Below are 23,338 nucleotides of genomic sequence, written 5' to 3'. Positions count from 1 at the left end.
CATCGACAAGGCAGGACTTGATGACGACCTCGCGCAGAACCTTTTTGATCTCCGCCACGGCGGTCGCGGCCGCAAGCACCATGGGGCTCGCCGGCTGCAGCTCCGGCAACGCCGGTGGCGGCTCCGGCTCGGGTTCGAACGGCAAGCACGACGCGGCCAAGACCTCGAAGATCGCGGTCGGCACCAAGGCCGACTCCACCGGTCCTGCCCCGGAGGCCCCCGGCGCCACCAAGGGCGGCACCGTCCAGGTCATCAACCGCGGCGACTTCACGCACCTGGACCCGCAGCGCATCTACTACGCGCCCAACTCGTCCCTCGACCTGATGGTCACCCGGGCCCTCACCGGCTACAAGATCGCCGACGACGGTTCCATGACCCTCGTCGGCGACCTCGCCACCGATGTCGGCACCGTCAGTGACAACGGCAAGACCTGGACGTTCACGCTCAAGGACGGGCTGAAGTGGGAGGACGGCTCGGCCGTCACCTCCGCCGACGTCAAGTACTCCATCGAGCGCGGTTTCGCGGACTTCACCACGGAGGGCGCCACGTACGCCCAGGGCTGGCTGACCGGTTCGCTCACCGACTTCCGCAAGAAGTACTCCGGCCCCTACACGGGCAAGAGCCTCGACGCCGTCCAGACCCCGGACGACAAGACCGTCGTCTTCAAGCTCCAGACGGCCCGTCAGGACTTCAACTTCACGCTCGCGATGTACACGTACGCGGTGGCGTCGAAGAAGCACGACACCAAGCAGGCGTACGACAAGAAGCCTTACTCCTGCGGCCCGTACCGCATCACCAGCCATGTGACCGACAAGTCCATGGAGCTGGTGCGCAACGAGCACTGGGACCCGAAGACCGACCCGATCCGCAACGCGTACCCGGACAAGTTCGAGTTCGAGTTCGGCCCGACGTCGCTGGCCGGCACCGACCGCTTCATCGCGGACGCCGGCAAGGACAAGTACGCGGTGACCATCGACATCAACGTCGCCACCGAGCGGGTGCAAACGGTCCTCACCGACCCCAAGTTCAAGAGCCGCATCGTCCAGGGCATCGGCTCCGGCACCAGCATGTGGTCCATCAACACCACCCGGATCACCGACACCGAGGTCCGTAAGGCCCTCAACATCGCCTGGCCGCTGCAGCAGATCCGGCAGACCGCGGGCGGCGACTCCTTCGGCGACTACGCCACCACGATCATGTCGCCGCTCGTCTCCGGCTACGAGAAGTTCGACCTCTACGGCAAGCTGACGACCCCGACCGGCGACCCGGTCAAGGCCAAGGCCATGCTGAAGAAGATCGGCAAGGTCGGCCAGAAGATCGTCCTCGCCTACCCGCAGACGGACACCTACGACAAGATCGCGGTCGTCATCCAGCGGGCACTGGAGAAGGCCGGCTTCAACTGCATCACCAAGCCGGTGGACCAGAACTCCATGTACGACATCTTCGGCAAGGTCGACAACAAGTACGACGTCTACTGGACCGCCTGGTCCGCGGACTGGCCGACCGGCTACACCGTCTTCCAGCCGCTGTTCGACAAGGGAACCGTCTTCGACAACTCCCCGAACTACGCGCACTTCACCAGCCCGGCCGTCACCAAGGCCATCGCGGCGGCCACCGCGATCGCCGACCAGGAGCAGGCCGGCAAGGCGTGGGCCGCGCTGGACAAGCAGATCATGGAGCAGGCTCCGGTCATCCCCGAGTTCTACATGCGCCGCATGTATCTGCACGGCTCCAAGGTCGGCAACGTCCAGATGGACCCGAACTTCGACGGCTGCATGCTCTACAAGCTGTACGTCAAGAAGTAACCGGCCACGAGGCGGCGGGAGTTCGTGCCGCCGCCTCCCAGGTCCTGTCCATCCGCCTGACGGCGCTCCCCAGGAAAGCCACGAACGCCCATGCTCCGCTTCCTCATTCGCCGGACACTCGGCGCACTCGTGATCCTGCTGATCATCAGCGCCGTCACCTTCTACCTCTTCTACGCCGCCCCACGCGATCCCGCCCGGATGGCCTGCGGCAAGATCTGCACCCCGCAGACCCTGGAACTCGTACGCCACAACCTGGGGATCTCCGACCCGGTCCCGGTCCAGTACTGGCACTGGCTCGTCGGTGTCTTCGCCGGCCGCGACTACGCCACCTTCGGGCACTGCGACGCGCCCTGCCTGGGCTACTCGTTCGCCAACCGCGAGCCGGTCTGGGGCACCATCCTGGACCGGTTCCCGACCACCGTCTCGCTGGCGATCGGCGCCTCCGTGGTCTACCTGATCTTCGGTGTCGGTACAGGCATGCTCGCCGCCGTCAAGCAGGGCAAGGCGGTCGACAAGATCGCCAGCTCGGCCTCGCTCCTCGGCTCCTCGATGCAGATCTACGTCGTCGGCGTCCTGGCCACGTACTTCCTGGTCGACCAGTGGCATCTGCTGAGCCGGGCCACCTACACGCCGTTCACCCAGAACCCGGTCTCCTGGGCCACCGGGCTGCTGCTGCCCTGGCTGGTCCTGTCGATCATCTTCACGGCCAACTACACCCGTATGACACGCTCCCAGCTCGTCGAGACGCTCAGCGAGGACTACGTACGCACCGCCCGTGCCAAGGGCCTGTCACGCGCCACGGTCTTCTTCCAGTTCGCCTGGCGCGGCGCGATGGGGCCGATCGCCACCATCTTCGGCCTGGACCTCGGGGTGCTCTTCGGCGGCGCGATCATCACCGAGCAGGTGTTCACCCTGCACGGCATCGGTGAACTCTCCATCAAGGCCGTCTCCAACAGCGATCTGCCGATGCTGCTGGGTGTCGTCCTGGTCGCCGCGGGCGCGATCGTCATCTTCAACATCATCATCGATGCGGTGTACGCCATGATCGACCCGCGCGTGCGGCTGGCCTGAGGCCCGAGGAGTAGACAAGAGCATGAGCGCCACCACCCCCTTTCTCTCGGTACGCGACCTGAAGGTGCACTTCTCCACCGAGGACGGCACCGTCAAGGCCGTCGACGGGCTCTCCTTCGACGTGGAGCGCGGCAGAACGCTGGGCATCGTAGGTGAGTCCGGATCGGGCAAGTCGGTCACCAACCTGACGATCCTGGGCCTGCACAACCCGGAGACGACCTCTGTCGAAGGTGAGATCGTCCTCGACGGTGAAGAGCTCTCCAGGGCCCCGGAGCGGACGCTGGAGCGGCTTCGCGGCAAGAAGATGTCGATGATCTTCCAGGACGCACTGACCGCTCTCTCGCCTTACCACACCGTCGGCGCACAGATCGCGCAGCCCTACCGCAAGCACAACGGCGCTTCCCGGGGCGAAGCCCGCAAGCGGGCGATCGAGATGCTGGCCAAGGTCGGCATCCCGCAGCCGGACCTGCGGGTGGACGACTACCCGCACCAGTTCAGTGGCGGTATGCGGCAGCGCGCGATGATCGCGATGGCACTGGTCTGCGATCCCGAGCTGGTGATCGCCGACGAGCCGACCACCGCGCTCGACGTCACCGTGCAGGCGCAGATCCTCGATGTGCTCAAGGACCTCCAGCAGCAGACCGGGACGTCGATCATCTTCATCACCCACGACCTGGGGGTGATCGCCAACGTCGCGGACGACGTCCTGGTGATGTACGGCGGCCGGTGCGTGGAGCGGGGCACCACGAAGGAAGTGCTCACCGCACCCCAGCACCCGTACACCTGGGGCCTGCTGGCGTCGATGCCGAGTCTGTCCTCGCCGCTGGGCATTCCGCTGACCCCGATCCCCGGCACCCCGCCGAGCCTGCTCAACCCGCCGACGGGCTGCCGCTTCCACCCGCGCTGTACCTTCAAGGACCAGGTCGAGGGCGACGCCTGCGTCACCCAGCAGCCGCCGCTGGACGTCACCGCCGGGCGCGGCGCGGCCTGCCACCTCAGTGCGGAACAGCGACAGGACCTCTTCACCCACCAGATCCAGCCCCGGCTGAGCTGACCGAGAGCCAAGGGACACCGACCATGACAACCCCCACCCCCCTGCTCGAAGTCAGCGGCCTCACCAAGTACTTCCCGGTGATGGGTGGCTTCCCCTTCAAGCGCAGGATCGCGGACGTGCAGGCCGTGGACGGTCTGGACTTCACCGTCCACGAGGGCGAATCGCTGGGCCTGGTAGGCGAGTCGGGCTGCGGCAAGTCGACGACGGGCCGCCTCATCACCCGGCTCCTCGAACCCACCCGTGGTCGCATCACCTACGCCGGCCGCGACATCTCGCACGCCTCCCGCAAGGAACTGGCGCCGGTCCGCTCCGAGATCCAGATGATCTTCCAGGACCCGTACTCCTCCCTCAACCCGCGCCAGACGGTCGGCAAGATCGTCGGTGGTCCGATGGAGGTCAACGGCATCAATCCGCCCGGGGGCCAGGAGAAGCGGGTCCGCGAGCTGCTGGAGATCGTCGGGCTGAGCCCGGAGCACTACAACCGCTTCCCGCACGAGTTCTCCGGCGGGCAGCGCCAGCGCATCGGCGTGGCACGGGCGTTGGCCCTCCAGCCGAAGCTGATCGTCGCGGACGAGCCGGTCTCCGCCCTGGACGTCTCCATCCAGGCGCAGGTCGTCAACCTCCTCCAGCAGCTCCAGCGCGACATGGGGATCTCGTTCCTCTTCATCGCCCACGACCTGGCGATCGTCCGGCACTTCTCGCACCGGGTCGCGGTGATGTACCTCGGCAAGATCGTCGAGATCGCCGACCGGGAGAGCCTCTACAGCGCCCCGCGCCACCCGTACACCCGGGCGCTCCTGTCCGCCGTCCCCGAGGCGACGGTCCCCGACGCCGACGCCGAGCAGCAGGACAGCCGTATCCGCCTCACGGGCGACGTCCCCTCGCCGCTGAACCCGCCGTCCGGCTGCCGGTTCCGTACGCGCTGCTGGAAGGCCACGGAGAAGTGCGCCACGGACGAGCCCCCGCTGCTCCGGCTGACGGACAGCAAGGAGAGCCACCTGACGGCCTGCCACTTCCCCGAGGAGCCGCCGGCCTGATCCGGGAACAGCCCGACCGCCCACGGCCCCTTGAGCGAACCGTAGGCGGATCCCTCAGGCGCTGCGCAGCCAGATCCGCAGCGGTCCCACCGCGTCGAAGCCGTTGCGGAGTGCGGAGGTCAGGTCGTCGCCGTGTTCGTAGCCGACCACCGGCGCCGTGGGGAAGAGTTCCGCCAGTGCTCCCAGGCAGCCCGCCCAGGCGGCGTCCGGCTCCGTGCCGTCCACTGCGAACAGGTTGGACACTCCGACGACCGCTCCGCTCCGGGTGGCCACCGCGCCCGCGACCAGGCGGTCCCCCGCGTAACCGCCGAGGACCGAGGTGCCCGGGTCCGCGAGGAGTCCCGGACGGAAGAGGTCCGACACCCCGCCGTCCCAGGCGCGTTCCCAGTCCGCCAGCTCTTCCTCCGTACGGATCCGCGCCCAGCGCACGCCCTCCGGTGCGGCCGGGACCGGCGCACCGGCCGGGCGGTGGATCCACTGGGCGTCGAAGAGGACCTCGAAGCCGTCCCCGGTCAGGTCCAGGTCGGCGAAGCTGTCCTTGACGGTGCAGCCGGGCGTCGCGGTGTCGACCGCGGTCAGCACCTCGCGTACCGGAGCGCCCGGGGTCAGCGTCACCGCGTCCGGGTAGAACGGCGGAGTCCGCTCGGCGGCCGTCCAGGCGGCGGCACCGAACTCGCCCCGCACGCCGTGCGTCCGGCAGAGGGCGTCGCACCATTCGGCGTTGTTTCGGGCCGCCTCCCGCGCGCGTACGTCGTACGCGGACGGCACCGGGGCGGTCGGCGCGGCCTGCTCGTACTCATCGGTCCCCAGATCCATCCGGCCACTCAACAGGCTCCGGCCCGGCCCCGCAACGGGATTGTGTTTCGATGCTCCGACGACCGCCCGCGTACGCCCCCGTCGGGGACGCCGCCATCGGACAGCAACGGAGCCCCCGCCGGGCCGGTCGGCTGACCGGTCGGGCGGGGGCTCCGTGTGCGTACGGGTGGATCAGGATCAGGCCGCGCCCACGACGTCCTTCTCCTCGGCGAAGTGGCACGCCGACTCGTGCGCCGCCGGGGTGTTCTGCCCCTGGAAGCGCTCCGGGATCGCCAGCAGCGGAAGCTCCTCGGCGCAGCGCGCCTCGGCCTTCCAGCAGCGGGTACGGAACCGGCAGCCCGACGGCGGGTTCGCCGGCGAGGGGACGTCCCCGACCAGGATGATCCGCTCGCGGCCCTCGCGGGCCTCCGGGTCCGGCACCGGGACCGCCGAGAGCAGCGCCTGGGTGTACGGGTGCGTCGGGTGCTCGTAGATCTGCTCGTCCGTACCGATCTCGGCCATCTTGCCGAGGTACATCACGCCGACCCGGTCGGAGATGTGCCGGACGATCGACAGGTCGTGCGCGATGAAGAGGTAGGAGAGGTTGAACTCGTCCTGCAGCTTCGCCATCAGGTTGATGACCTGCGCCTGCACCGACACGTCCAGCGCCGAGACGGGCTCGTCGCAGATGATGATCTCGGGGTTGAGCGCGAGGCCGCGGGCGATGCCGATGCGCTGACGCTGACCGCCGGAGAACTGGTGCGGATACCGGTTGATGTACTCCGGGTTCAGACCCACGACATCGAGCAGCTCCTGCACCTTGCGGCGCCGGTCACCCTTCGGAGCCACCTCGGGGTGGATCTCGTACGGCTCCCCGATGATGTCACCCACCGTCATACGCGGATTGAGCGACGTGTACGGGTCCTGGAACACCATCTGGATGTTCCGCCGCACCGCCTTCAGCGCCCGCCCGGACAGCTTGGTGATGTCCTGGCCCTTGAAGAAGACCTCGCCCGCCGTGGCGGTCTCCAGCGTCATCAGCAGCTTCGCGACGGTGGACTTGCCACAGCCGGACTCGCCGACGATACCGAGGGTCTCGCCCTGGTAGAGGTCGAAGGAGATCCCGTCGACCGCCTTGACGGCACCGATCTGGCGCTTGAAGAGGATGCCCTGGGAGAGCGGGAAGTGCTTGACCAGGTTCCGGACCTGAAGGATCGGCTCGCCGCGCTCGACGGGAGCGTCCAGTACGGCTTCCACCTCGGTGGTCGTCGAGACGTCGACCACCTCGACCTTGGCCAGGTTCGGGGTGCCCTCGGAGGGCACGGCCTCGGAGACGGCCTCGCCGTTCTTGCCGAGCTCAGCCATGGATCGTCTCCTTCCAGAAGTGGCACGCGCTGCCGCGGCCCGGCAGCGCGCCGCCGTCCTGCTCAGTGACCGGCAGCAGGGCCGGGGTGTCCGTACGGCAGAGGTCCGTCGCCTTGGGGCAGCGCGGGTTGAACGCACAACCGGACGGGATGTGCAGCAGGTTGGGCGGCAGGCCCTTGATCGCGTAGAGCTCCTGGCCCTTCTGGTCCAGCCGCGGGATCGAGTCCAGCAGCCCCCGGGTGTACGGGTGGGCCGGGCGCTTGTAGAGCTCGTGCACGGGCGCCGTCTCGACGATCCGGCCCGCGTACATCACGGCGATCTTGTCCGCGACGTCGGCGACCACGCCGAGGTCGTGGGTGATCAGGATGAGCCCCATGTTGAGCTCGCGCTGGAGCTCGGCGAGCAGGTCCATCACCTGGGCCTGCACGGTCACGTCGAGCGCCGTGGTCGGCTCGTCCGCGATGATCAGGTCCGGCTCCAGGGCCAGCGCCATCGCGATCATGATGCGCTGACGCATACCGCCCGAGAACTGGTGGGCGTAGTCGTTGATCCGCGCCTTGGCGGCCGGGATCTTGACGCGGTCCATCAGCTCGATGGACCTGGCCTTGGCGTCCTTGCGGGACAGGCCCTGGTGTACGCGGAACATCTCGCCGAGCTGGTAGCCCACGGAGAGCACCGGGTTGAGCGAGGAGAGCGCGTCCTGGAAGATCATCGCGATCTTCTGGCCGCGGATCTTCCGGCGCTCCTCGTTGGACATCGTGAGCATGTCCTGGCCGCGGAAGAGGATCTCGCCCTGCGGGATCTTGCCGGGCGGCATGTCGAGGATGCCCATGATCGCCTGAGCGGTGACGGACTTGCCGGAGCCGGACTCGCCGAGCACGGCGAGGGTCTCGCCCGCACCGACGGTGTAGTTGACGCCGTTGACGGCCTTGGCGACACCCTCACGGGTGTGGAACTCGACGTGCAGGTCGCGGACTTCGAGCAGCGGAGAGCTGTCGGAGTCGCCGGACCGGGGCGCCGGGACGTTCGCGGTTTCTTCGATGATGGTCACGTCGTACGCCCTCCTCAGCGCAGCTTGGGGTCGAGGGCGTCGCGCACCGCGTCGCCGAGCATGATGAACGCGAGGACGGTGACGCTCAGCATCGCGCTGGGGAAGAACAGCACGTGCGGGGCGTCCCGGACCGCGTTCTGCGCCGAGGAGATGTCGTTGCCCCACGAGACGGCGCTGGGCGGCAACCCGATGCCGAGGTACGACAGCGTCGCCTCGGTGGCGATGTAACCGCCGAGCGCGATGGTGGAGACGACGATCACCGGAGCGATGGCGTTGGGCAGGATGTGCCGGAGCATGATCCGACGGGTGCCCGCACCCAGGGCCTTGGCGGCCTGGACGTAGTCGGCCTGCTTGACCGTCATCACCGAACCGCGCATGACACGGGCGATCTGGGTCCAGCCCAGGAAGCCGAGCCCGAGCACCACGGACCACACGGTGCGGTGGGCGAAGGCGTTGAGGATGACGATCGCGCCGAGCAGCAGCGGGATACCGAAGAAGACGTCGGTGATCCGGGAGAGCAGCGAGTCGATCCAGCCGCCGTAGTAACCGGCGATCATGCCGACCACACCGCCGACGATCGCGACCGCCGCGGTGGCACAGACACCGACGATGATCGACGACCGGGCGCCGTAGAGGACCCGGGAGTAGATGCTGCGGCCCTGGACGTCGTAGCCGAACCAGTCGCCCTGGAAGACGTGCGAGTAGTTGGGCTTGCCCAGGTAGTGCTTGGCGAGGTCCGCGTGAGCGGGATCGACCGAGGTGAAGAGACCCGGGGCGACCGCGACCAGGACGAGGAAGACGATCAGCACGGCGGAGACGACGAAGAACGGGTTGCGCCGCAGGTCCTGCCAGGCGTCGGACCAGAGGCTGCGCGCCTTGTCGGGAGCAGGCGTCGCCGGGAGGACGGCGGGGGTCTCCGTGCCTGCCTCGGACTTGGTGGTGAGGGACTCAGGCATAACGGATCCTCGGGTCCAGAGCGGCGTACAGCAGGTCGACAATGAGGCTGGAGAGCAGGAAAATGATCACCAGGATCGTCACGATGCCGACCACTGTCGTGTTGTCCGACTGGTTGATCGACCGGTACAGCTCATTGCCGATTCCGTGGACGTTGAAGATGCCCTCGGTGACGATGGCACCGCCCATCAGGGCGCCCAGGTCCGTACCGAGGAAGGTGACCACGGGGATCAGGGAGTTGCGCAGCAGGTGGATACCGATGACGCGGCGGCGGGGAAGCCCCTTGGCCACGGCGGTACGGATGTAGTCCGCGCGCAGGTTCTCCGCGAGCGAGGTCCGGCTGAGCCGGGCGACGTACGAGAAGGAGAGCGAGCCCAACACGATGCCTGGCAGCAGCAGTTGGGTGATGTCGCTGGAGTCCTGGACGGTTGGGGTGATCCAGCCGAGCTGGTTGCCGAAGACCGTCTGGAAGATGAATCCGAGCACGAACACCGGAATCGAGATCAGCAGCAGCGTGATCAGCAGCACCAGCTTGTCCGGGAGCTTCCCGCGGTTGAGCCCGGAGAAGAGGCCGAGGCCGAGGCCCACGACGATCTCGATGACAAAGGCCACCAGCGCGAGCCTGATCGTGACCGGGAAGGCGTCCTTGATCACGTCGATGACCTGGCGGCCGGTGACGAAGCTGGTACCGAAGTCCAGGTGGATGAGCCCGTTCATGTAGTGCAGGTACTGCATCAGTACCGGTCGGTCGAACCAGTACTCGTGCCTCAACCGCGCCATTGCCTGCGGGTCGGCAGGTCTGTCGCCCCACAGGGCCCGGACGGGGTCGCCGGGAAGTGAGTACACCATCAGGAAGATGAGCAGAGTGGTCCCGATGAACACCGGGATCATCTGGAGCAGTCGCCTCGCGACGTAGCGCCCCATGAAGCCTCCATTGTCAGCCGCCGCGGCGGCCGGTCCACCGCTCCCCTTGTGGGGGAGCGGCGGACCCGGCCGTCGTGCACACGGTTGGCGCCTATGCCTCGCGGGGGCGCCGGGGTGATTCGACCGTTAGCGGCCTGATTACTTCTTGAAGACCTGAATGTCGGCGAAGACCGGAACACCGAAGGTGTCGTAGGTGACATCCTCAACGTTCTTGGAGTAGCCGGCGTTCGTCTTGTAGTACCAGAGCGGGATGGCCGGCATGTCCTTGATGAGCGCCTTCTCCGCCTCCTGGTAGAGCTTGACGGACTCGTCCAGCGTCGCGGCCTTGTCGGCGTTGGCGGAGAGCTTGTCGAACTCCTTGTTGGAGTAGCCACCCTCGTTACCCGCGGCGGTGGTGCCGTACAGGTCCTTCAGGAAGTTGGCGTTCAGCGGGTAGTCCTGCACCCAGCCCGAGCGGTAGAAGCTCTGGACCTTGTGGTTGGTGCGGACGTCGAGGGTCGTCTTGAAGTCGGCCTTCGAGTCGGGCTCGCACTTGACGCCGGTGTTCTGGGTGATGTTGGCGCAGACGGCCGTCACCCACTCCTTGTGGCCACCGTCGGCGTTGTACAGCACCGAGACCTTGGCGTTGGCGCCACCGGCCTCCGTGACGAGCTGCTTGGCCTTGGTGGGGTTGTACGTGCAGGCCTCACCACAGGCGTCGGCGTTGTAGCCCTTGACGGCCGGCGGCACGAAGCCGGTGGCCGGGATACGCGAACCGGCGAGCACCGTCTTGGTGATCGTGTCCCGGTCGATCGCCATCGAGATGCCCTGCATGAACTTCCCGCGGTCCTTCAGGCCCTTGATCGTCGGCGCGTACTCGGCGACGGCAATGGTCTGGATGGAGTTCTGCGGGGCGTCCACCGCGCGCTTGCCCAGGTCCTGGTGGTACTTGGCCATGTCGGCGGGGGCGACCTGGTCCAGCACGTCGAGGTTGTTGGAGACGGCGTCCTGGTAGGCGGCCTCGGCGGTCGTGTAGAACTTGAAGTCCACACCACCGTTCTTCGGCTTGTTCGGACCCGCGTACTTCGCGTACGTCTTGGTCAGGAAGTCCTTGTTGTGGTTCCACTTGACGTACTCGTACGGGCCGTTGCCGATGGGCTCCTGGCCGTACTTCTTCGGGTTCGTGTAGAAGACCTTGGGGAGCGGCGCGAAGGCGGTGTAGCCCAGCTTGTAGGTCCAGTACGGCGCCGGGTTGGCGAGCGTGACCTTGATCGTGTAGTCGTCCGGGGTGGACAGACCCGACATGGTCGCGGCCTTCGGGTCACCCTTCGCCGGGTGGACCTTGTCGTAGCCCTCGATGTCGGAGAACCAAGAGGCGTTCTGCTGCTGGTTCTTGGCGTTGGCGCCCCAGTTCCAGGCGTCCACGAACGACTTGGCGGTGACCGTCTCGCCGTTGTGGAACGTCCAGCCCTTCTTCACCTTGATGGTGTAGTGGCTGGCGTCGTCCTGCTTGATCGACTCGGCGACCGTGTTGGTCAGCGCACCCGTCTTGGCGTCGTAGTCGACGAGGCCGTCGAAGATGGCGTCGGCGATGCGGCCACCGCCGGTCTCCATACCGTTGGCCGGCTGGATCGGGTGCTGCGGCTCGCTGCTCTGGTAGCTGAGCACGCCCTTCGGGTCGACAGTCCCGCCGGCGTTGTCGCTGCCGGACTTGTCGTTGCCGCCACAGGCGGTCGCTGCCAGTGCGACAACTGCCGCCCCCGCGACCCACTTGGCGCTCTTGGCACCGCGCATGGGTTCCTCCTCATGAGTCCACTGAATCAAGAAAGAGGGGCACGTTCTACGCGCGCTGACACCCCTGACAGCGTGCGTTTTCAAGTGCCCCGAGTGTGCTCGTGAGTCGACACTCCCCACAGTGCTTGACCCATTGACCCGAGCTCAGTAACGCCAACTATTAAGTACGACCGGGCCGTAAACCACACTTAAAGGGTCTCGTTTTTACAACATCGGCCCCGGCGCCTTGCCCGAAATCCGGACAAACCAAGCACAGACAGACACCCGCGAAACGGACTGTTAACGCAACTTCCGGAGAGTGCCGACCGATATCCGGACACTTGACTCCCGAAAATCGGTTGCCGAGCCGGGAGTTGCGATCCCTCTCGCAAACGAACGACCCGGTCACCCCGCAGCGCGGGGTGACCGGGTCGTCACAGAGGAGTACCCCGGGGCGTCAGCGCTTGGCGCGCGACGCGCTCCGGCCGCGCTCCTTCTGGTCCAGGACGACCTTGCGGATACGCACGGTCTCCGGGGTCACCTCGATGCACTCGTCGTCGCGGCAGAACTCCAGCGACTGCTCCAGCGACAGCTTCCTGGCGGGCACCACGTTCTCCGTGGTGTCCGCGGAAGCCGCACGCATGTTGGTGAGCTTCTTCTCCTTGGTGATGTTCACGTCCATGTCGTCGGCGCGCGAGTTCTCGCCGATGATCATGCCCTCGTAGACCTCCGTGGTGGCCTCGGTGAAGATGACACCGCGCTCCTGGAGGTTGACCATCGCGAACGGCGTCACGACGCCCGCGCGGTCCGCGACCAGCGAACCGTTGTGACGGGTCCGCAGCTCGCCGAACCACGGCTCGTGGCCCTCGAAGAGGGAGTGCGCGATGCCGGTACCGCGGGTCTGCGTGAGGAACTCCGTACGGAAGCCGATGAGTCCGCGGGACGGCACGATCCACTCCATGCGGACCCAGCCCGAACCGTGGTTCGTCATGGTCTCCATGCGGCCCTTGCGGGTCGCCATCAGCTGCGTGATGGCGCCGAGGTGCTCCTCCGGCGAGTCGATCGTCATGCGCTCGATCGGCTCGTGCGTCTTGCCGTCGATCTGCTTGGTGACGACCTCGGGCTTGCCGACGGTCAGCTCGAAGCCCTCGCGGCGCATCTGCTCGACCAGGATGGCGAGCGCGAGCTCACCACGGCCCTGGACCTCCCAGGCGTCGGGGCGCTCGGTGTCCAGGACGCGGAGCGAGACGTTACCGACCAGCTCACGGTCCAGACGGTCCTTGATCTGCCGGGCGGTGACCTTGTGGCCCTTGCCGCCCTTGCCCACCAGCGGCGAGGTGTTCGCACCGATGGTCATCGAGATGGCGGGCTCGTCGACCGTGATCAGCGGCAGCGCGATCGGGTTCTCCGGGTCGGCCAGCGTCTCGCCGATCATGATGTCCGGGATACCGGCGATGGCGCAGATGTCGCCCGGACCGGCCTTCTCGGCCGGCTTGCGGGTGAGCGCCTCCGTCATCATCAGCTCGGTGATGCGGACGTTGGACATCGAGCCGTCACGCTTGATCCAGGCGACGGTCTGGCCCTTGCGCAGCTCGCCCTGCTCGACACGGCAGAGCGCGATACGGCCGAGGAAGTTGTCGGCGTCGAGGTTGGTGACGTGCGCCTGGAGCGGGGCGTCCTCGTCGTACTCGGGTGCCGGGACGTGCGACAGGATCGTGCTGAAGAACGGCTCCAGGTTCTCGCTGTCCTGCGGGACCGTGCCGTCCTCCGGCTTGGTCAGCGAGGCGACACCGTCACGGGCGCAGGCGTAGACGATCGGGAACTCGATCTGGTCCTCGTCGGCGTCCAGGTCCAGGAACAGGTCGTACGTCTCGTTGACGACCTCGTCGATCCGGGAGTCGGGACGGTCCGTCTTGTTGATGCAGAGGATGACCGGCATCCGCGCGTCCAGCGCCTTGCGCAGCACGAAGCGGGTCTGCGGCAGCGGTCCCTCGGAGGCGTCGACGAGGAGAACGACCGCGTCCACCATCGAGAGACCGCGCTCGACCTCACCGCCGAAGTCGGCGTGGCCGGGGGTGTCGATGATGTTGATCGTGATGACGTCGCCGCCATCCTTCGGGTGGTACTTCACGGCCGTGTTCTTGGCCAGGATCGTGATGCCCTTCTCACGCTCCAGGTCGTTCGAGTCCATCATGCGGTCGTCGAGGTGCTCGGCGGCGTGCGCGGCGAAGGCGCCCGCCTGCTTGAGCATGGCGTCGACCAGGGTGGTCTTGCCGTGGTCGACGTGGGCGACGATGGCTACGTTACGGATGTCGTGGCGCGTGGGCATGGGTGGCTTGCGCTTCTCTCAGCTCGTGGGATGCGGCGTCTGTCCTGGTACGCCCGCCGGGCGGACGCGCCACGGCCAGTCCCATGGTACGGGGCCTGCGCACCCGGGGCTTCCCGGGCGAGCGATACGGGCCCCGCGGCCGGGCGCCCCAAGGGGTCCGCGGGGTCCGCGCGGAGCTGTGCGCCTCGCTGTCCGCCCTGGCCACGGGGTACGGAAACGCCCTGGCCCGCCGGGGGAACGGCGGGCCAGGGCGTTTCCGGTACGGGCCGGATCCGGTGGGTCCTCAGGACTTCCTGGCGGATTTCAGGAAGCCGATGTCCTGGTAGCGGGGGGTCGCGAAACCGAAGGCACCCGCGTTGGCCACGGCGGGCTTCACGGCGACCAGTTCCGGGCGCTGATAGAGCGGGATCGACCCTGCGGCGGCCCAGATATGGGCGTCGGCCTGCTTGACCAGGTCCTGTGCCGCTTTCGCGTCGAGCTCACCGGCCGCGCGGTCGAAGAGCTGGTCGATGCGGTCCGTGCCGACCCGGGTGTAGTTCTGGTCGACCATCAGCGAGCCGTCGGAGGCCACCGCGGGCTTGGCGTAGATCGGCCGGGCGTCCGTGGCCGGGTAGGCGGTGGCGGGCCAGGAGTAGAGGGCCAGGTCGTAGTCGCCGGACGCGATGTGGTCCTTGAAGTAGGAGGCGCTGTCGACCTTGGTGATCTCCGTCCGGATGCCGACCGCGTCCAGCTCCCGCGTGATCTTGGTGCCGACGCTGTTCAGCGACTCGGTACCGGGCCCCGAGGGGAGCACGAACCGCAGGGACAGCGCCTTGCCGTCCTTGCCGAGTGCTCCAGCGGGGGCCGCCGCGGCCGGAGCCGCGGTGCCCTCGGGGGCGTAGGCACCCGCGATCCGGTGCTTCTCGTCCCCCGACTGACCCATCGCCTGACCCCTCGCCTGACCGATCGGCTTCGAGTCGTCCTGCGAGGAGCTCTCCGGCTTCGCGGACTTCGACGGCGCCGCCGACTGCTCCGGCTTCCCGGAGGCCGACGGTCCGTCGGACGCCGCCGGGCTCCCGGGCGCCCGGCTCTCCCCCTTGTCGGGCTTGCTCCCGGCCTTGGTGCCCTCCTCGGTCCTGCGGGCGCCTCCGATCGTCCAGCCCGCGTCGGCCAGCAGCGCCTGGGCCTTCCCCGGGTCGTGGCCGCCGAGGGACCCGCTGTTGTCCGCGTAGTCCTGCTGGCCGGCCAGCGCGAGGTGGCTGCCCGGCGGCCGGGCGGGCAGGCCGAGCGGCTTCAGTACGTCGGTCGCGATCTGCTCGCGGTCCAGCGCCCTGGCGACCGCGCGGCGCACCCGCTCGTCGGAGAGCGGGCCCGAGCTGCCGTTCATGGCGAGCTGGGTGAAGGCGGACTGCAGGGACTTGCGGACGACGTAGCTGTGCAGGGCCGCCTGCTGCTTCGCGTACTCCTGGCGCGCTTCCCTCGTCCGGGCCGCCGCCCGGCTCGCCGCCTCCTGTGCCTGCTCGCCGTCGGCGCCGTGCGCCGCCGCCCAGGCCAGCAGCGCGTCGGCGGGCCGCACCTCGCTGCCGGGGCCGTGCGTCAGCGGCTGGCCGCTGTTCCCGTCCTTGTCGGCGAGGGTGATCCGGCCGGCGGCCGACTCGTCCACGTCCGCGATGTCGAGCGAACCGGCGGTCAGCGCCGCGGTGCGCCGGTCGGCCGGTACGGCGGCCAGCACGAGCGAGTCGAGCTTGGGCTGCTGCCCCCACCAGTGCGGGTTGCGTACGAGCGTGGTCTCCTTCGCGTCGCGGTCCACACCCTTGATGCCGAACGGCCCCGCCGTGGCCGCGATCGTCTTGCGCGCGCCGTCGTTGAAGGAGTCCGGGGTGCCCATGACCTCCTTCGGGTACAGCGGCGTGAAGAGTGAACGCCAGTCCGCGTAGGGCCTGTTGAAGGTGACCTCGACCTCCAGGTCGTCCTTGCCCTTCTCGATCTTCTCGATCCGGTCGTAGCCCGCGTTGCGCGCTGTCCAGTACCCGGAGTCCTTGCCGCTCAGGGCCCGCCACTGGGCCACGAAGTCGGGGGCGCCGATCTCCCGGCCGTTGCTCCAGACAGCCTTCTGGTTGATCCGGTAGCGGACGACCTGCTTCGGCTCCGTCTTGATGACGTCCGCCGATTCCAGGTAGTCGCCGTTGAGCTGCGGACGCCCCGCCGCGTCGAGGGTGAACAGCGCGGGCAGGACGGCGCCCGCGACGCGTGAGGTGGCCGTGCCCGCGTCGGCCTGGAAGGTGTTGAGCGTCGCGGGCATCGAGTCGACCGCCCAGCGCAGCGTTCCGCCGTCGGCCAGCTTCGCCCGCGCGGCCGTCCCGACGTCCGGGGCCACCGCCTTCGCGTCCTTGCTGTGGTGGTCGCTCGAACCGCACCCGGCCAGCACGGGCAGCGCGAGTACACCGGTGGCGAGGAGCGCGACGCTGCGGCGCTTTGCTCTCCCGTGTGGAACGCCGACGTGGGACATGGCTGGTACCTCCGGGGCCGACCTCGGCATTCCGGGAGGGAACGCACGAGAATCTACGGGTTTGGTGGCATTTCATGTTGATCACACCTATGACCCCTTCACTGAAGGGGAGGGGTCGCGCGGTCCGTGGGAGACACGGCGGGGCGCGCCCGAACCCCACCCGGGCGGCTCAAGGGGCGGCTCACCGGGTGGCGCCCGCCCGGGAACCGTGCCCCGGGGCGCCGCCGCCGACCGGTGGGCCTTGCCCACTCGCAGGGTCCACGCCTAGGGTGAATGCGCTTTCATTGGCAGTCGGGAAACGGCACAGGAACGAGAAACGGGCGGTCGATCGGGTGAGCACAACCCCCACGGTGTACGACGTCGCCGAGCGGTCGGGCGTCTCCATCGCGACCGTGTCACGGGTCTACCGCACCCCCGATTCGGTGCGGGCCCAGACCCGTGAGCGGGTGCTCGCCGCGGCCCGCGAGCTGGGGTACGTACCGAGCGGGAACGCCCGGGGACTGGCCAGCCGCTCCACCGGTGTGCTCGGGCTGTGCTTCCCGGACATGGCCGACCCGGACACCGACTCCGGGGCGGAGGACGAGGCCGACGACAATGCCGCGATGCTCTACTCGGACCAGATCATCCGCGGGATGGAGCGGGCCGCGCGGCGGCACGGGTACGCGCTGCTGATCGCCGCGTCCCTGAAGGGCGGACCCGAGAGCCTGGTGGCCAAGGTGGCGGGGCGGGTCGACGGCTTCGCCGTGCTGGCCAGGACCGTGCCGACCGAGGACCTGGAGGTCATCTCGCGCCGGCTGCCCGTGGTGATGCTCGCGGGGCCGCGCGAGATAGACCACCTCGACCACATCGAGGCCGCGAACTCCGACGGGGAACGGGAGTTGACCCGCCACCTCATCGAGCACCACGGCCTGCGGCGGCTCGCCTTCATCGCGGGCGAGAAGGAATCGCCGGACGCGGAGGCGCGGTTCCGCGGATACCAGGAGGCGTGCCGCGCGGCCGGGCTGCCGGTACGCGACGAGCCCGATCTGCGCGCGGTGATGATGACGCAGGCGGAGGGCGCGAAGGCCGCGGACGCGCTGATCGACCGCGACACCGCGGGCCCGCCACAGGCCATGCTGTTCGCCAACGACCAGATGGCGGCGGGCGCCTTGCACGCGCTGCAGCGGCGAGGGCTGCGGGTGCCCGACGACGTGGCCGTGACCGGGTTCGACGGCATTCCGCTGAGCCGCCTCGTACGGCCCGCGCTGACGACGGTGCGCCAGCCGATGCGCAGGATGGGCGAGGAGGCGGTCGAGCGGCTGGTGCAACGGCTCGCGGGTCCGGAGGGCGACGAACCGGTTTCGCTGATGCTGCCGGTCACGCCGGTGTACCGGGCGAGCTGCGGGTGCGGCGAGTAGGAGCGCGCGGGCCGTTCGGCGGGTAACCTCGGTTCGGCGAACAGGCCCTGGCCCTCTAGGAGTTGGAATGCCCGGCTACCCCGGCGCGCGTTGACGTCATAGGTCGCGACCGACCCGTCATCGCGTGCCGCCCTTGATCTGCGGCACAGCGAGCCTTCCCCCGCCCATGTCCCGGTGCGTTCTTCCGCGCGTCGGGTAGCGGGCCTTGCCCTCCGCCGTTCAAGGGGCCTCCTGTGCCGTCCCGTGCTCCTGGCGTGCCCGCACGCCGCTCTCCCGTCCGCCGTTCCTCCGTACGCCGTTCCTCCGCACGCCGTTCTCCCACGCTCTGGCGGGACGCTGATTTCCGTAGGCTCTGGGCCGGTCAGACCGCCTCCCAGCTCGGGGCGCAGACCGGTCAGGTGACCCTGCCGCTGCTCGCGGTGGTGACCCTCGGCGCGGGCGCCGGCCAGCTCGGTCTGCTGCGCGCCGTGGAGCAGGCGCCGATCCTGCTGTTGTCCCTCTTCGCCGGTGCGTGGGTGGACCGGCGGCGCTCCCGCATCGTGATGGTGCTGGCGGACTCCGGCCGGGCACTGGCACTGGCCGCCGTCCCCGCCGCGTATCTGCTCGGCGTGCTCGGCATTCCGGCGCTGCTCGTCGTGGCCTTCCTGGTCGGCGCCCTCTCGGTCTTCTTCGACGTGGCCTACCAGGCCTCGCTGGTACGGCTGGTGAAACGCGATCAGCTGGCCCGGGGCAACAGCGCGCTGGAGAGCAGCCGGTCCGCGGCGCAGATCGGCGGTCCGGCACTCGGCGGCGCACTGGTCTCGCTGTTCTCGGCGCCGGTCGCCGCGGCGGCGGGCGCGTTCTTCTTCGTGCTGTCCTTCCTGTCGATCCGGCAGATCCGCCACCGCGAGCGGATACCCGTGGGCGCTGAGCGGCCTCCGCGCCTCCGGCGGCAGATCCACGAAGGTCTCCGACTCGTCGCCGGCAACCCCTCGTTGCGGGCCGTGGGGCTCGCCTCCGCCGTCTTCCAGTTCTCCTTCGCGGCGCTGATGACCGTCTACCTGCTCTTCCTGCCCCGCGCCCTGCACCTGTCGGGGGCCGCGGTCGGCCTGGTCCTGGCGGCGGCAGGTCCAGGCGCGGTCGTGGGCTCGCTGCTCTCCGCCGGGCTGCCGAGGCGGTTCGGGTACGGCACGGTGCTGGTGACCTCGGCGGCGCTCGCCGACGGCGTGATGCTCTGCGTACCGGCGCTGCACGGGGCCACGGCGGTCACCGTTCCCCTGCTCATGGCCGTCAACTTCCTGTTCGGCGCCTTCAGTCAGCTGGTCGACGTCACCGTCATGGCCGTACGGCAAGCCGTCACGCCCGCCCGGCTCCAGGGCCGTGTCGTGGCGACGGTCAACTTCGTCGGCATGGGGCTGACTCCGCTCGGATCGCTGCTCGGCGGCTGGCTGGCGGGCCGATGGGGGCTGCGCTCCGCCCTGTTGGCGACCGCCCTGCTCCTGTCGCTGTCTCCGCTGGTCATGGCCCTGTCGCCGCTGGCCCGGCTGGGCCGGTCCCTTCCGGCGGAGGACCGGACCGCCGCCGGGGAGCAGGCACTCGACGACCGCGCGCAGCCATGACCGCATGACCGGGACGGGCCGGGACGGGGCGGGACAGGGCGGGTCGGCGCACAGACGGTGCGGAGAACGCCGTCAGACCCGCTGCCGCGCGAAGAACTCGCTCTTCGCCAGGGCGAGTTGCCGCTCATCGGCCGCCGTGCCCGGATGCTCGAAGTGCCCGGCGGCCAGCACGTGCAACTCCCCTGCCTCCGCCAGGCCGTTGAACACGGCGAACTGTCCGGGCGGCGGCACCGAAGGATCGAAGAGTGCCGCCGCGACCAGCACCGGCACCCGCACCCGGGTGGCCGCCGTCGCCGCGTCGAAGTACCGCAGCACCTCGGTGACTTCGGGGTGTGCACGGTGGTACGTACGCACCGACTCCCCGCTCCCCGCGCACGGCAGCGTCAGCCGCAGCGGATGGTTGCCGAACGTCGGAACCGTCAGCTGGCCCGCCGTGAAGCGCTCGTCCCAGGGCAGGGCGAGCGCGCCCAGACCGCCGCCGAAACTCTCTCCGAGATAGCCCAGGCCGCGGCCCGAACCGTCGGCGCGGGCCAGGTCCGGGACCAGTTCCAGCAGCGCCGACGCCGCGCACCAGAGGTCGGCCACGCAGTCGCCGATGACATAGGTCTCCGGCGACCCGATGCCGTGCAGGACATGGGCGCCGGACGTGGCGGGGACGTCGGGAAGCAGGCTCCGGTCACCCATCCCCCGCACACAGGGCAGCAGCGCCGCCGACCCGGGCAGCGGCAGGGGGACGTCGGGCCCGGCGGCGTCGCGCCCCCCGTAGCCGTGGCCGAGGACGAAGCCGTGTTCCACCGGCCCCTCGGCGGGCAGCACCAGCCGCCCGCCGATCCGCACCCCGCCGACCGAGGTGTACGTCACAGCGAAGACCCGGGCCCCGTCCCGCTCTTCCTCCAGCGGGCCCACCTCCGGCGCCGTCCTGACCTCCCTGGCGGCTTCGTACCTGGCCCGCCAGAACGCGTCGAAGCCGTCGGGGGCGGCCGGGGCCGGGATCCGCAGCAGGTCGTCGAGGGTGCGGCCGTACGAGGGGTCGAAGGGGAAGTCGTGTGTGAAGAGAGCGCCCATGCGCGCGACCTTAGACCGACCGGCAATGGGGGGACGGAAGGAGGAGCGGGGTCGAGCGGGATCGGGTGCGCGCACCGTGCCCTGGAAGCTCCGCCCGCCCCCGCACTCGGCCGGAAGCGAAATCGGTCACTTTCGCTTCCAATACGTAAAGTTCCGGCATAACTTACTTAAAGCCACACACCCTGGATGTCACTCCCGTTACGGGAGTGTGACCAAGACCCCCCTTGCAACTTTCCGGGAACGTGCCACAGAGTGATGTATGCGCTTACAGACAGCGCATACATCGGGGAAGCTCAAGGAGGAGCCGTCCATGAACCGCGCCACCAGAACCGCATCGGCTGCCATCGCGATCGCGTCGGCCTTCACTCTCGCCGCGTGCGGCAGTTCCGGTGGCGGGAGCGTCGCCGCCGACAAGAAGCAGACGCTCACCGTCTGGGCCATGGGCGCCGAGGGCGAGAAGCTCGCGGACGTCGCGAAGGAATACCAGAAGGCCAACCCGAACATCACCGTCAAGGTGACTCCGGTCGGCTGGGACGTCGCCCACCAGAAGCTGGTCTCGGCAGCCGCCGCGGGCACGATGCCGGACATCGCGCAGATGGGCGGCAGCTACATGGGAGAGTTCGCCGACCTCGGCGTGCTGGAGCCGGTCGACACCAAGACGTTCAAGGAGGGTGACTTCTTCCCCGCCTCCTGGAAGCAGGGTGTCATCGACGACAAGGCGTACGGCGTGCCGTGGTACGTCGACACCCGGGTCCTCTACTACCGCACCGACCTGGCCAAGAAGGCCGGTATCGACAAGGCCCCCAGCAACTGGAAGGAGATGGAGCAGCTCGCCTCCGCCTACCAGAAGCAGGGCACGAAGTGGGGCGCCTACATCCAGCCCAGCGGCCTGGACACGGTGCAGAGCTTCTACCCGTTCCTGTACTCGGCCGGTGGCGAGATCGTGGACGACAACGGCAAGGTCGTCATCGACAGCCCCGCCGCGATCCGCGCGTTCAAGGAGTACGGCTCGTACTTCAGCAAGGGCCTGATCAAGAAGAGCGTCCAGCCCGGCTACGACGTCATCAAGGACTTCGGCAACAGCACGGTCCCGATGTTCTTCGGTGGTCCCTGGCAGACCAGCATGATCAACGAGGGCCAGCCGCAGCTCAAGGGCAAGTGGGCCGTCGCGAAGATCCCCGCCGACAAGGCCTCGGTCTCCATGGCGGGCGGCTCCAGCCTGGTGATCTCCAAGGACAGCGACCACAAGGACGCGGCCAAGGCGTTCATCTCGTACCTGACCAACACCAAGGGCCAGGCCGACTGGTTCGAGCGGTCCAAGGACCTGCCCGCCAACACCTCGGCGTGGAAGACCGGTGAGCTCGCCACCGACCCGAGCCTGAAGGTCTACGGCGAGCAGATGAAGACGGCGAAGACCTCTCCCGTCCAGCCCAAGTGGACCGAGATCACCTCGAAGGTCGACACGGCCATCGAGTCCGTCACCCAGGGCAAGTCGTCGGCCGAGGCCGCCGCCAAGAAGGCCCAGTCCGAGATCGAAAGCCTCGTGAAGTAGGCACCATGAGCACCACGACCGGATCGGCCGCGGAGACGGCCGACAAGCAGGCGGCACCGGGGACTGCGAAGTCCCCGGCCGCCGGGCCCTCGAAGCGCCGGCCGGACGGCAGACGCCGGTCCATGGGTGTGCAGAACGCGGCGGGATGGCTCTTCTCCACCCCGTTCCTCGTGCTGTTCACCGTGTTCATGGCGTTCCCGATCGTCGCGACGCTCGTCATGAGCTTCACCGACTTCGGGCTGCGCAACGTCACCGACCCGCTCAGCGCCAAGTTCATCGGCTTCGACAACTACACGCACCTGTTCAGCGACGACAAGTTCATCAAGTCGCTGTTCAACACCGCGTACTTCGTGGTGGTCGGGGTTCCGCTGACGATCCTCCTGGGCCTCGTCGTCGCCGTACTGCTGAACAACGGCATCGACCGGGCGCGTACGTTCTTCCGGATCGGGTTCTACGCCCCGGTGGTGACCACCATCGTCGCCGTCGCCGTCGTGTGGCGCTTCGTGCTGGACCCGTCGGACGGTCTGATCGCGGGCCTCTTCTCCGAAGTGGGCCTGACCGCACCGGACTTCCTGGGTTCCACGAAGCTCGCCATGCCGTCGATGATCGCGATGGCCGTGTGGCGCAACATGGGCACGGTCATGGTGCTCTTCATCGCCGGACTCCAGGCGATCCCCACCGATGTACGGGAAGCGGCCAAGCTGGACGGCGCCGGGGCCTGGCAGGAGTTCCGCCGGATCACCGTGCCGCTGCTGCGGCCGACGATGCTGTACGCGACCATCATCACCACCATCGGCTACCTCAATGTGTTCGAGGAGCCGTTCGTGATGACCCAGGGCGGGCCCTCGGACTCCACTCTGACGGTGTCGCTGGACATGTACCGCGAAGGCTTCAACTTCTTCCACATGGGTTATGCGAGCGCGATGGCGTATGTCCTCTTCGTTGTGATCATGGGCATCACGGTGCTCCAGCTCCGACTGCTGAAGGACAACACCAAGTGAGCGACATCCGTGCCACAGGCGGCGCACGCCTGAAGAAGACCCCCCGGCCGAACGCGACCGGACCGGAGCCGACCGGCTGGAAGAACCCCGGCGGGAAGGA

The 23,338-nt window shown here is 68.5% G+C and carries 17 protein-coding genes; 8 read left to right on the top strand and 9 right to left on the bottom strand.

Translation table 11 applies throughout. From position 1 onward, the window contains the following. The first annotated feature begins 20 nt into the window (after positions 1-20). The 4 genes from OG709_RS23855 to OG709_RS23840 all read left to right on the top strand — a co-directional run bounded on the left by OG709_RS23855 (position 21) and on the right by OG709_RS23840 (position 4,967). A complete protein-coding gene (locus tag OG709_RS23855) occupies positions 21-1,805 on the top strand; it encodes an ABC transporter substrate-binding protein (RefSeq protein ID WP_250298102.1) in 1,785 nt (594 codons plus the stop codon). 90 nt (positions 1,806-1,895) lie between these two features. Then, positions 1,896-2,876 (top strand): ABC transporter permease, encoded by a 981-nt coding sequence (locus OG709_RS23850; protein WP_250298103.1) that lies wholly within the window; start codon positions 1,896-1,898, stop codon positions 2,874-2,876. A 22-nt stretch (positions 2,877-2,898) separates the two neighbouring features. Beyond that, positions 2,899-3,930, top strand: a complete 1,032-nt coding sequence (locus OG709_RS23845; RefSeq protein WP_250298104.1) for an ABC transporter ATP-binding protein — start codon at positions 2,899-2,901, stop codon at positions 3,928-3,930. Positions 3,931-3,953: 23 nt separating this feature from the next. Beyond that, positions 3,954-4,967 carry an ABC transporter ATP-binding protein gene (locus OG709_RS23840; RefSeq protein WP_250298105.1) on the top strand — a complete coding sequence of 338 codons (1,014 nt, stop codon included), beginning with the start codon at positions 3,954-3,956 and terminating at the stop codon, positions 4,965-4,967. Between the two features lie 54 nt (positions 4,968-5,021). Here the strand turns inward: OG709_RS23840 and OG709_RS23835 are convergent, their stop codons facing one another. The 8 genes from OG709_RS23835 to OG709_RS23800 all read right to left on the bottom strand — a co-directional run bounded on the left by OG709_RS23835 (position 5,022) and on the right by OG709_RS23800 (position 16,625). Next, positions 5,022-5,783, bottom strand: a complete 762-nt coding sequence (locus OG709_RS23835) for a hypothetical protein (RefSeq protein ID WP_329167665.1) — start codon at positions 5,781-5,783, stop codon at positions 5,022-5,024. A gap of 177 nt (positions 5,784-5,960) precedes the next feature. Next, the gene (locus OG709_RS23830; RefSeq protein WP_250298107.1) at positions 5,961-7,127 is read right to left on the bottom strand and encodes an ABC transporter ATP-binding protein; all 1,167 of its coding nucleotides are present in this window, start codon (positions 7,125-7,127) and stop codon (positions 5,961-5,963) included. Then, positions 7,120-8,178: an ABC transporter ATP-binding protein gene (locus OG709_RS23825; RefSeq protein WP_250298108.1), complete on the bottom strand. Its 1,059-nt coding sequence runs from the start codon at positions 8,176-8,178 to the stop codon at positions 7,120-7,122. The genes OG709_RS23830 and OG709_RS23825 overlap by 8 nt, the downstream gene beginning before the upstream one ends. Positions 8,179-8,192: 14 nt before the next feature. Beyond that, complete coding sequence (locus OG709_RS23820) at positions 8,193-9,134, bottom strand: ABC transporter permease (RefSeq protein ID WP_250298109.1); 942 nt, start codon at positions 9,132-9,134, stop codon at positions 8,193-8,195. After that, positions 9,127-10,056, bottom strand: coding sequence for an ABC transporter permease (locus OG709_RS23815; protein WP_250298110.1), 930 nt, complete (start codon positions 10,054-10,056; stop codon positions 9,127-9,129). The genes OG709_RS23820 and OG709_RS23815 overlap by 8 nt, the downstream gene beginning before the upstream one ends. Positions 10,057-10,194: 138 nt before the next feature. After that, positions 10,195-11,829 (bottom strand): peptide ABC transporter substrate-binding protein, encoded by a 1,635-nt coding sequence (locus OG709_RS23810; RefSeq protein ID WP_250298111.1) that lies wholly within the window; start codon positions 11,827-11,829, stop codon positions 10,195-10,197. Between the two features lie 436 nt (positions 11,830-12,265). Beyond that, the gene (typA, locus tag OG709_RS23805; protein WP_250298112.1) at positions 12,266-14,137 is read right to left on the bottom strand and encodes a translational GTPase TypA; all 1,872 of its coding nucleotides are present in this window, start codon (positions 14,135-14,137) and stop codon (positions 12,266-12,268) included. A 283-nt stretch (positions 14,138-14,420) separates the two neighbouring features. Then, positions 14,421-16,625, bottom strand: a complete 2,205-nt coding sequence (locus OG709_RS23800) for an ABC transporter family substrate-binding protein (RefSeq protein WP_329167664.1) — start codon at positions 16,623-16,625, stop codon at positions 14,421-14,423. Between the two features lie 350 nt (positions 16,626-16,975). On the opposite strand from OG709_RS23800, the gene OG709_RS23795 reads away from it, so the two are divergent. Together OG709_RS23795 and OG709_RS23790 are read left to right on the top strand one after the other, a co-directional pair. Continuing rightward, positions 16,976-18,022 carry a LacI family DNA-binding transcriptional regulator gene (locus tag OG709_RS23795; protein ID WP_250298182.1) on the top strand — a complete coding sequence of 349 codons (1,047 nt, stop codon included), beginning with the start codon at positions 16,976-16,978 and terminating at the stop codon, positions 18,020-18,022. Positions 18,023-18,276: 254 nt separating this feature from the next. Beyond that, a complete protein-coding gene (locus OG709_RS23790) occupies positions 18,277-19,620 on the top strand; it encodes an MFS transporter (RefSeq protein ID WP_329167663.1) in 1,344 nt (447 codons plus the stop codon). Between the two features lie 72 nt (positions 19,621-19,692). Here the strand turns inward: OG709_RS23790 and OG709_RS23785 are convergent, their stop codons facing one another. After that, a complete protein-coding gene (locus tag OG709_RS23785) occupies positions 19,693-20,685 on the bottom strand; it encodes an acetylxylan esterase (RefSeq protein ID WP_329167662.1) in 993 nt (330 codons plus the stop codon). Positions 20,686-20,995: 310 nt separating this feature from the next. Here OG709_RS23785 and OG709_RS23780 point away from each other — a divergent pair, with 310 nt between their 5' ends. Together OG709_RS23780 and OG709_RS23775 are read left to right on the top strand one after the other, a co-directional pair. Continuing rightward, positions 20,996-22,237 (top strand): sugar ABC transporter substrate-binding protein, encoded by a 1,242-nt coding sequence (locus tag OG709_RS23780; protein ID WP_250298116.1) that lies wholly within the window; start codon positions 20,996-20,998, stop codon positions 22,235-22,237. A 5-nt stretch (positions 22,238-22,242) separates the two neighbouring features. After that, complete coding sequence (locus OG709_RS23775) at positions 22,243-23,238, top strand: carbohydrate ABC transporter permease (RefSeq protein WP_266640984.1); 996 nt, start codon at positions 22,243-22,245, stop codon at positions 23,236-23,238. The last annotated feature ends 100 nt before the right edge of the window (positions 23,239-23,338 follow it).

It is taken from the genome of Streptomyces sp. NBC_01267 (genome assembly GCF_036241575.1).
In the GTDB taxonomy this organism is placed as follows: Bacteria; Actinomycetota; Actinomycetes; order Streptomycetales; family Streptomycetaceae; genus Streptomyces.
This window is presented reverse-complemented; position numbering and strand designations above follow the sequence as displayed.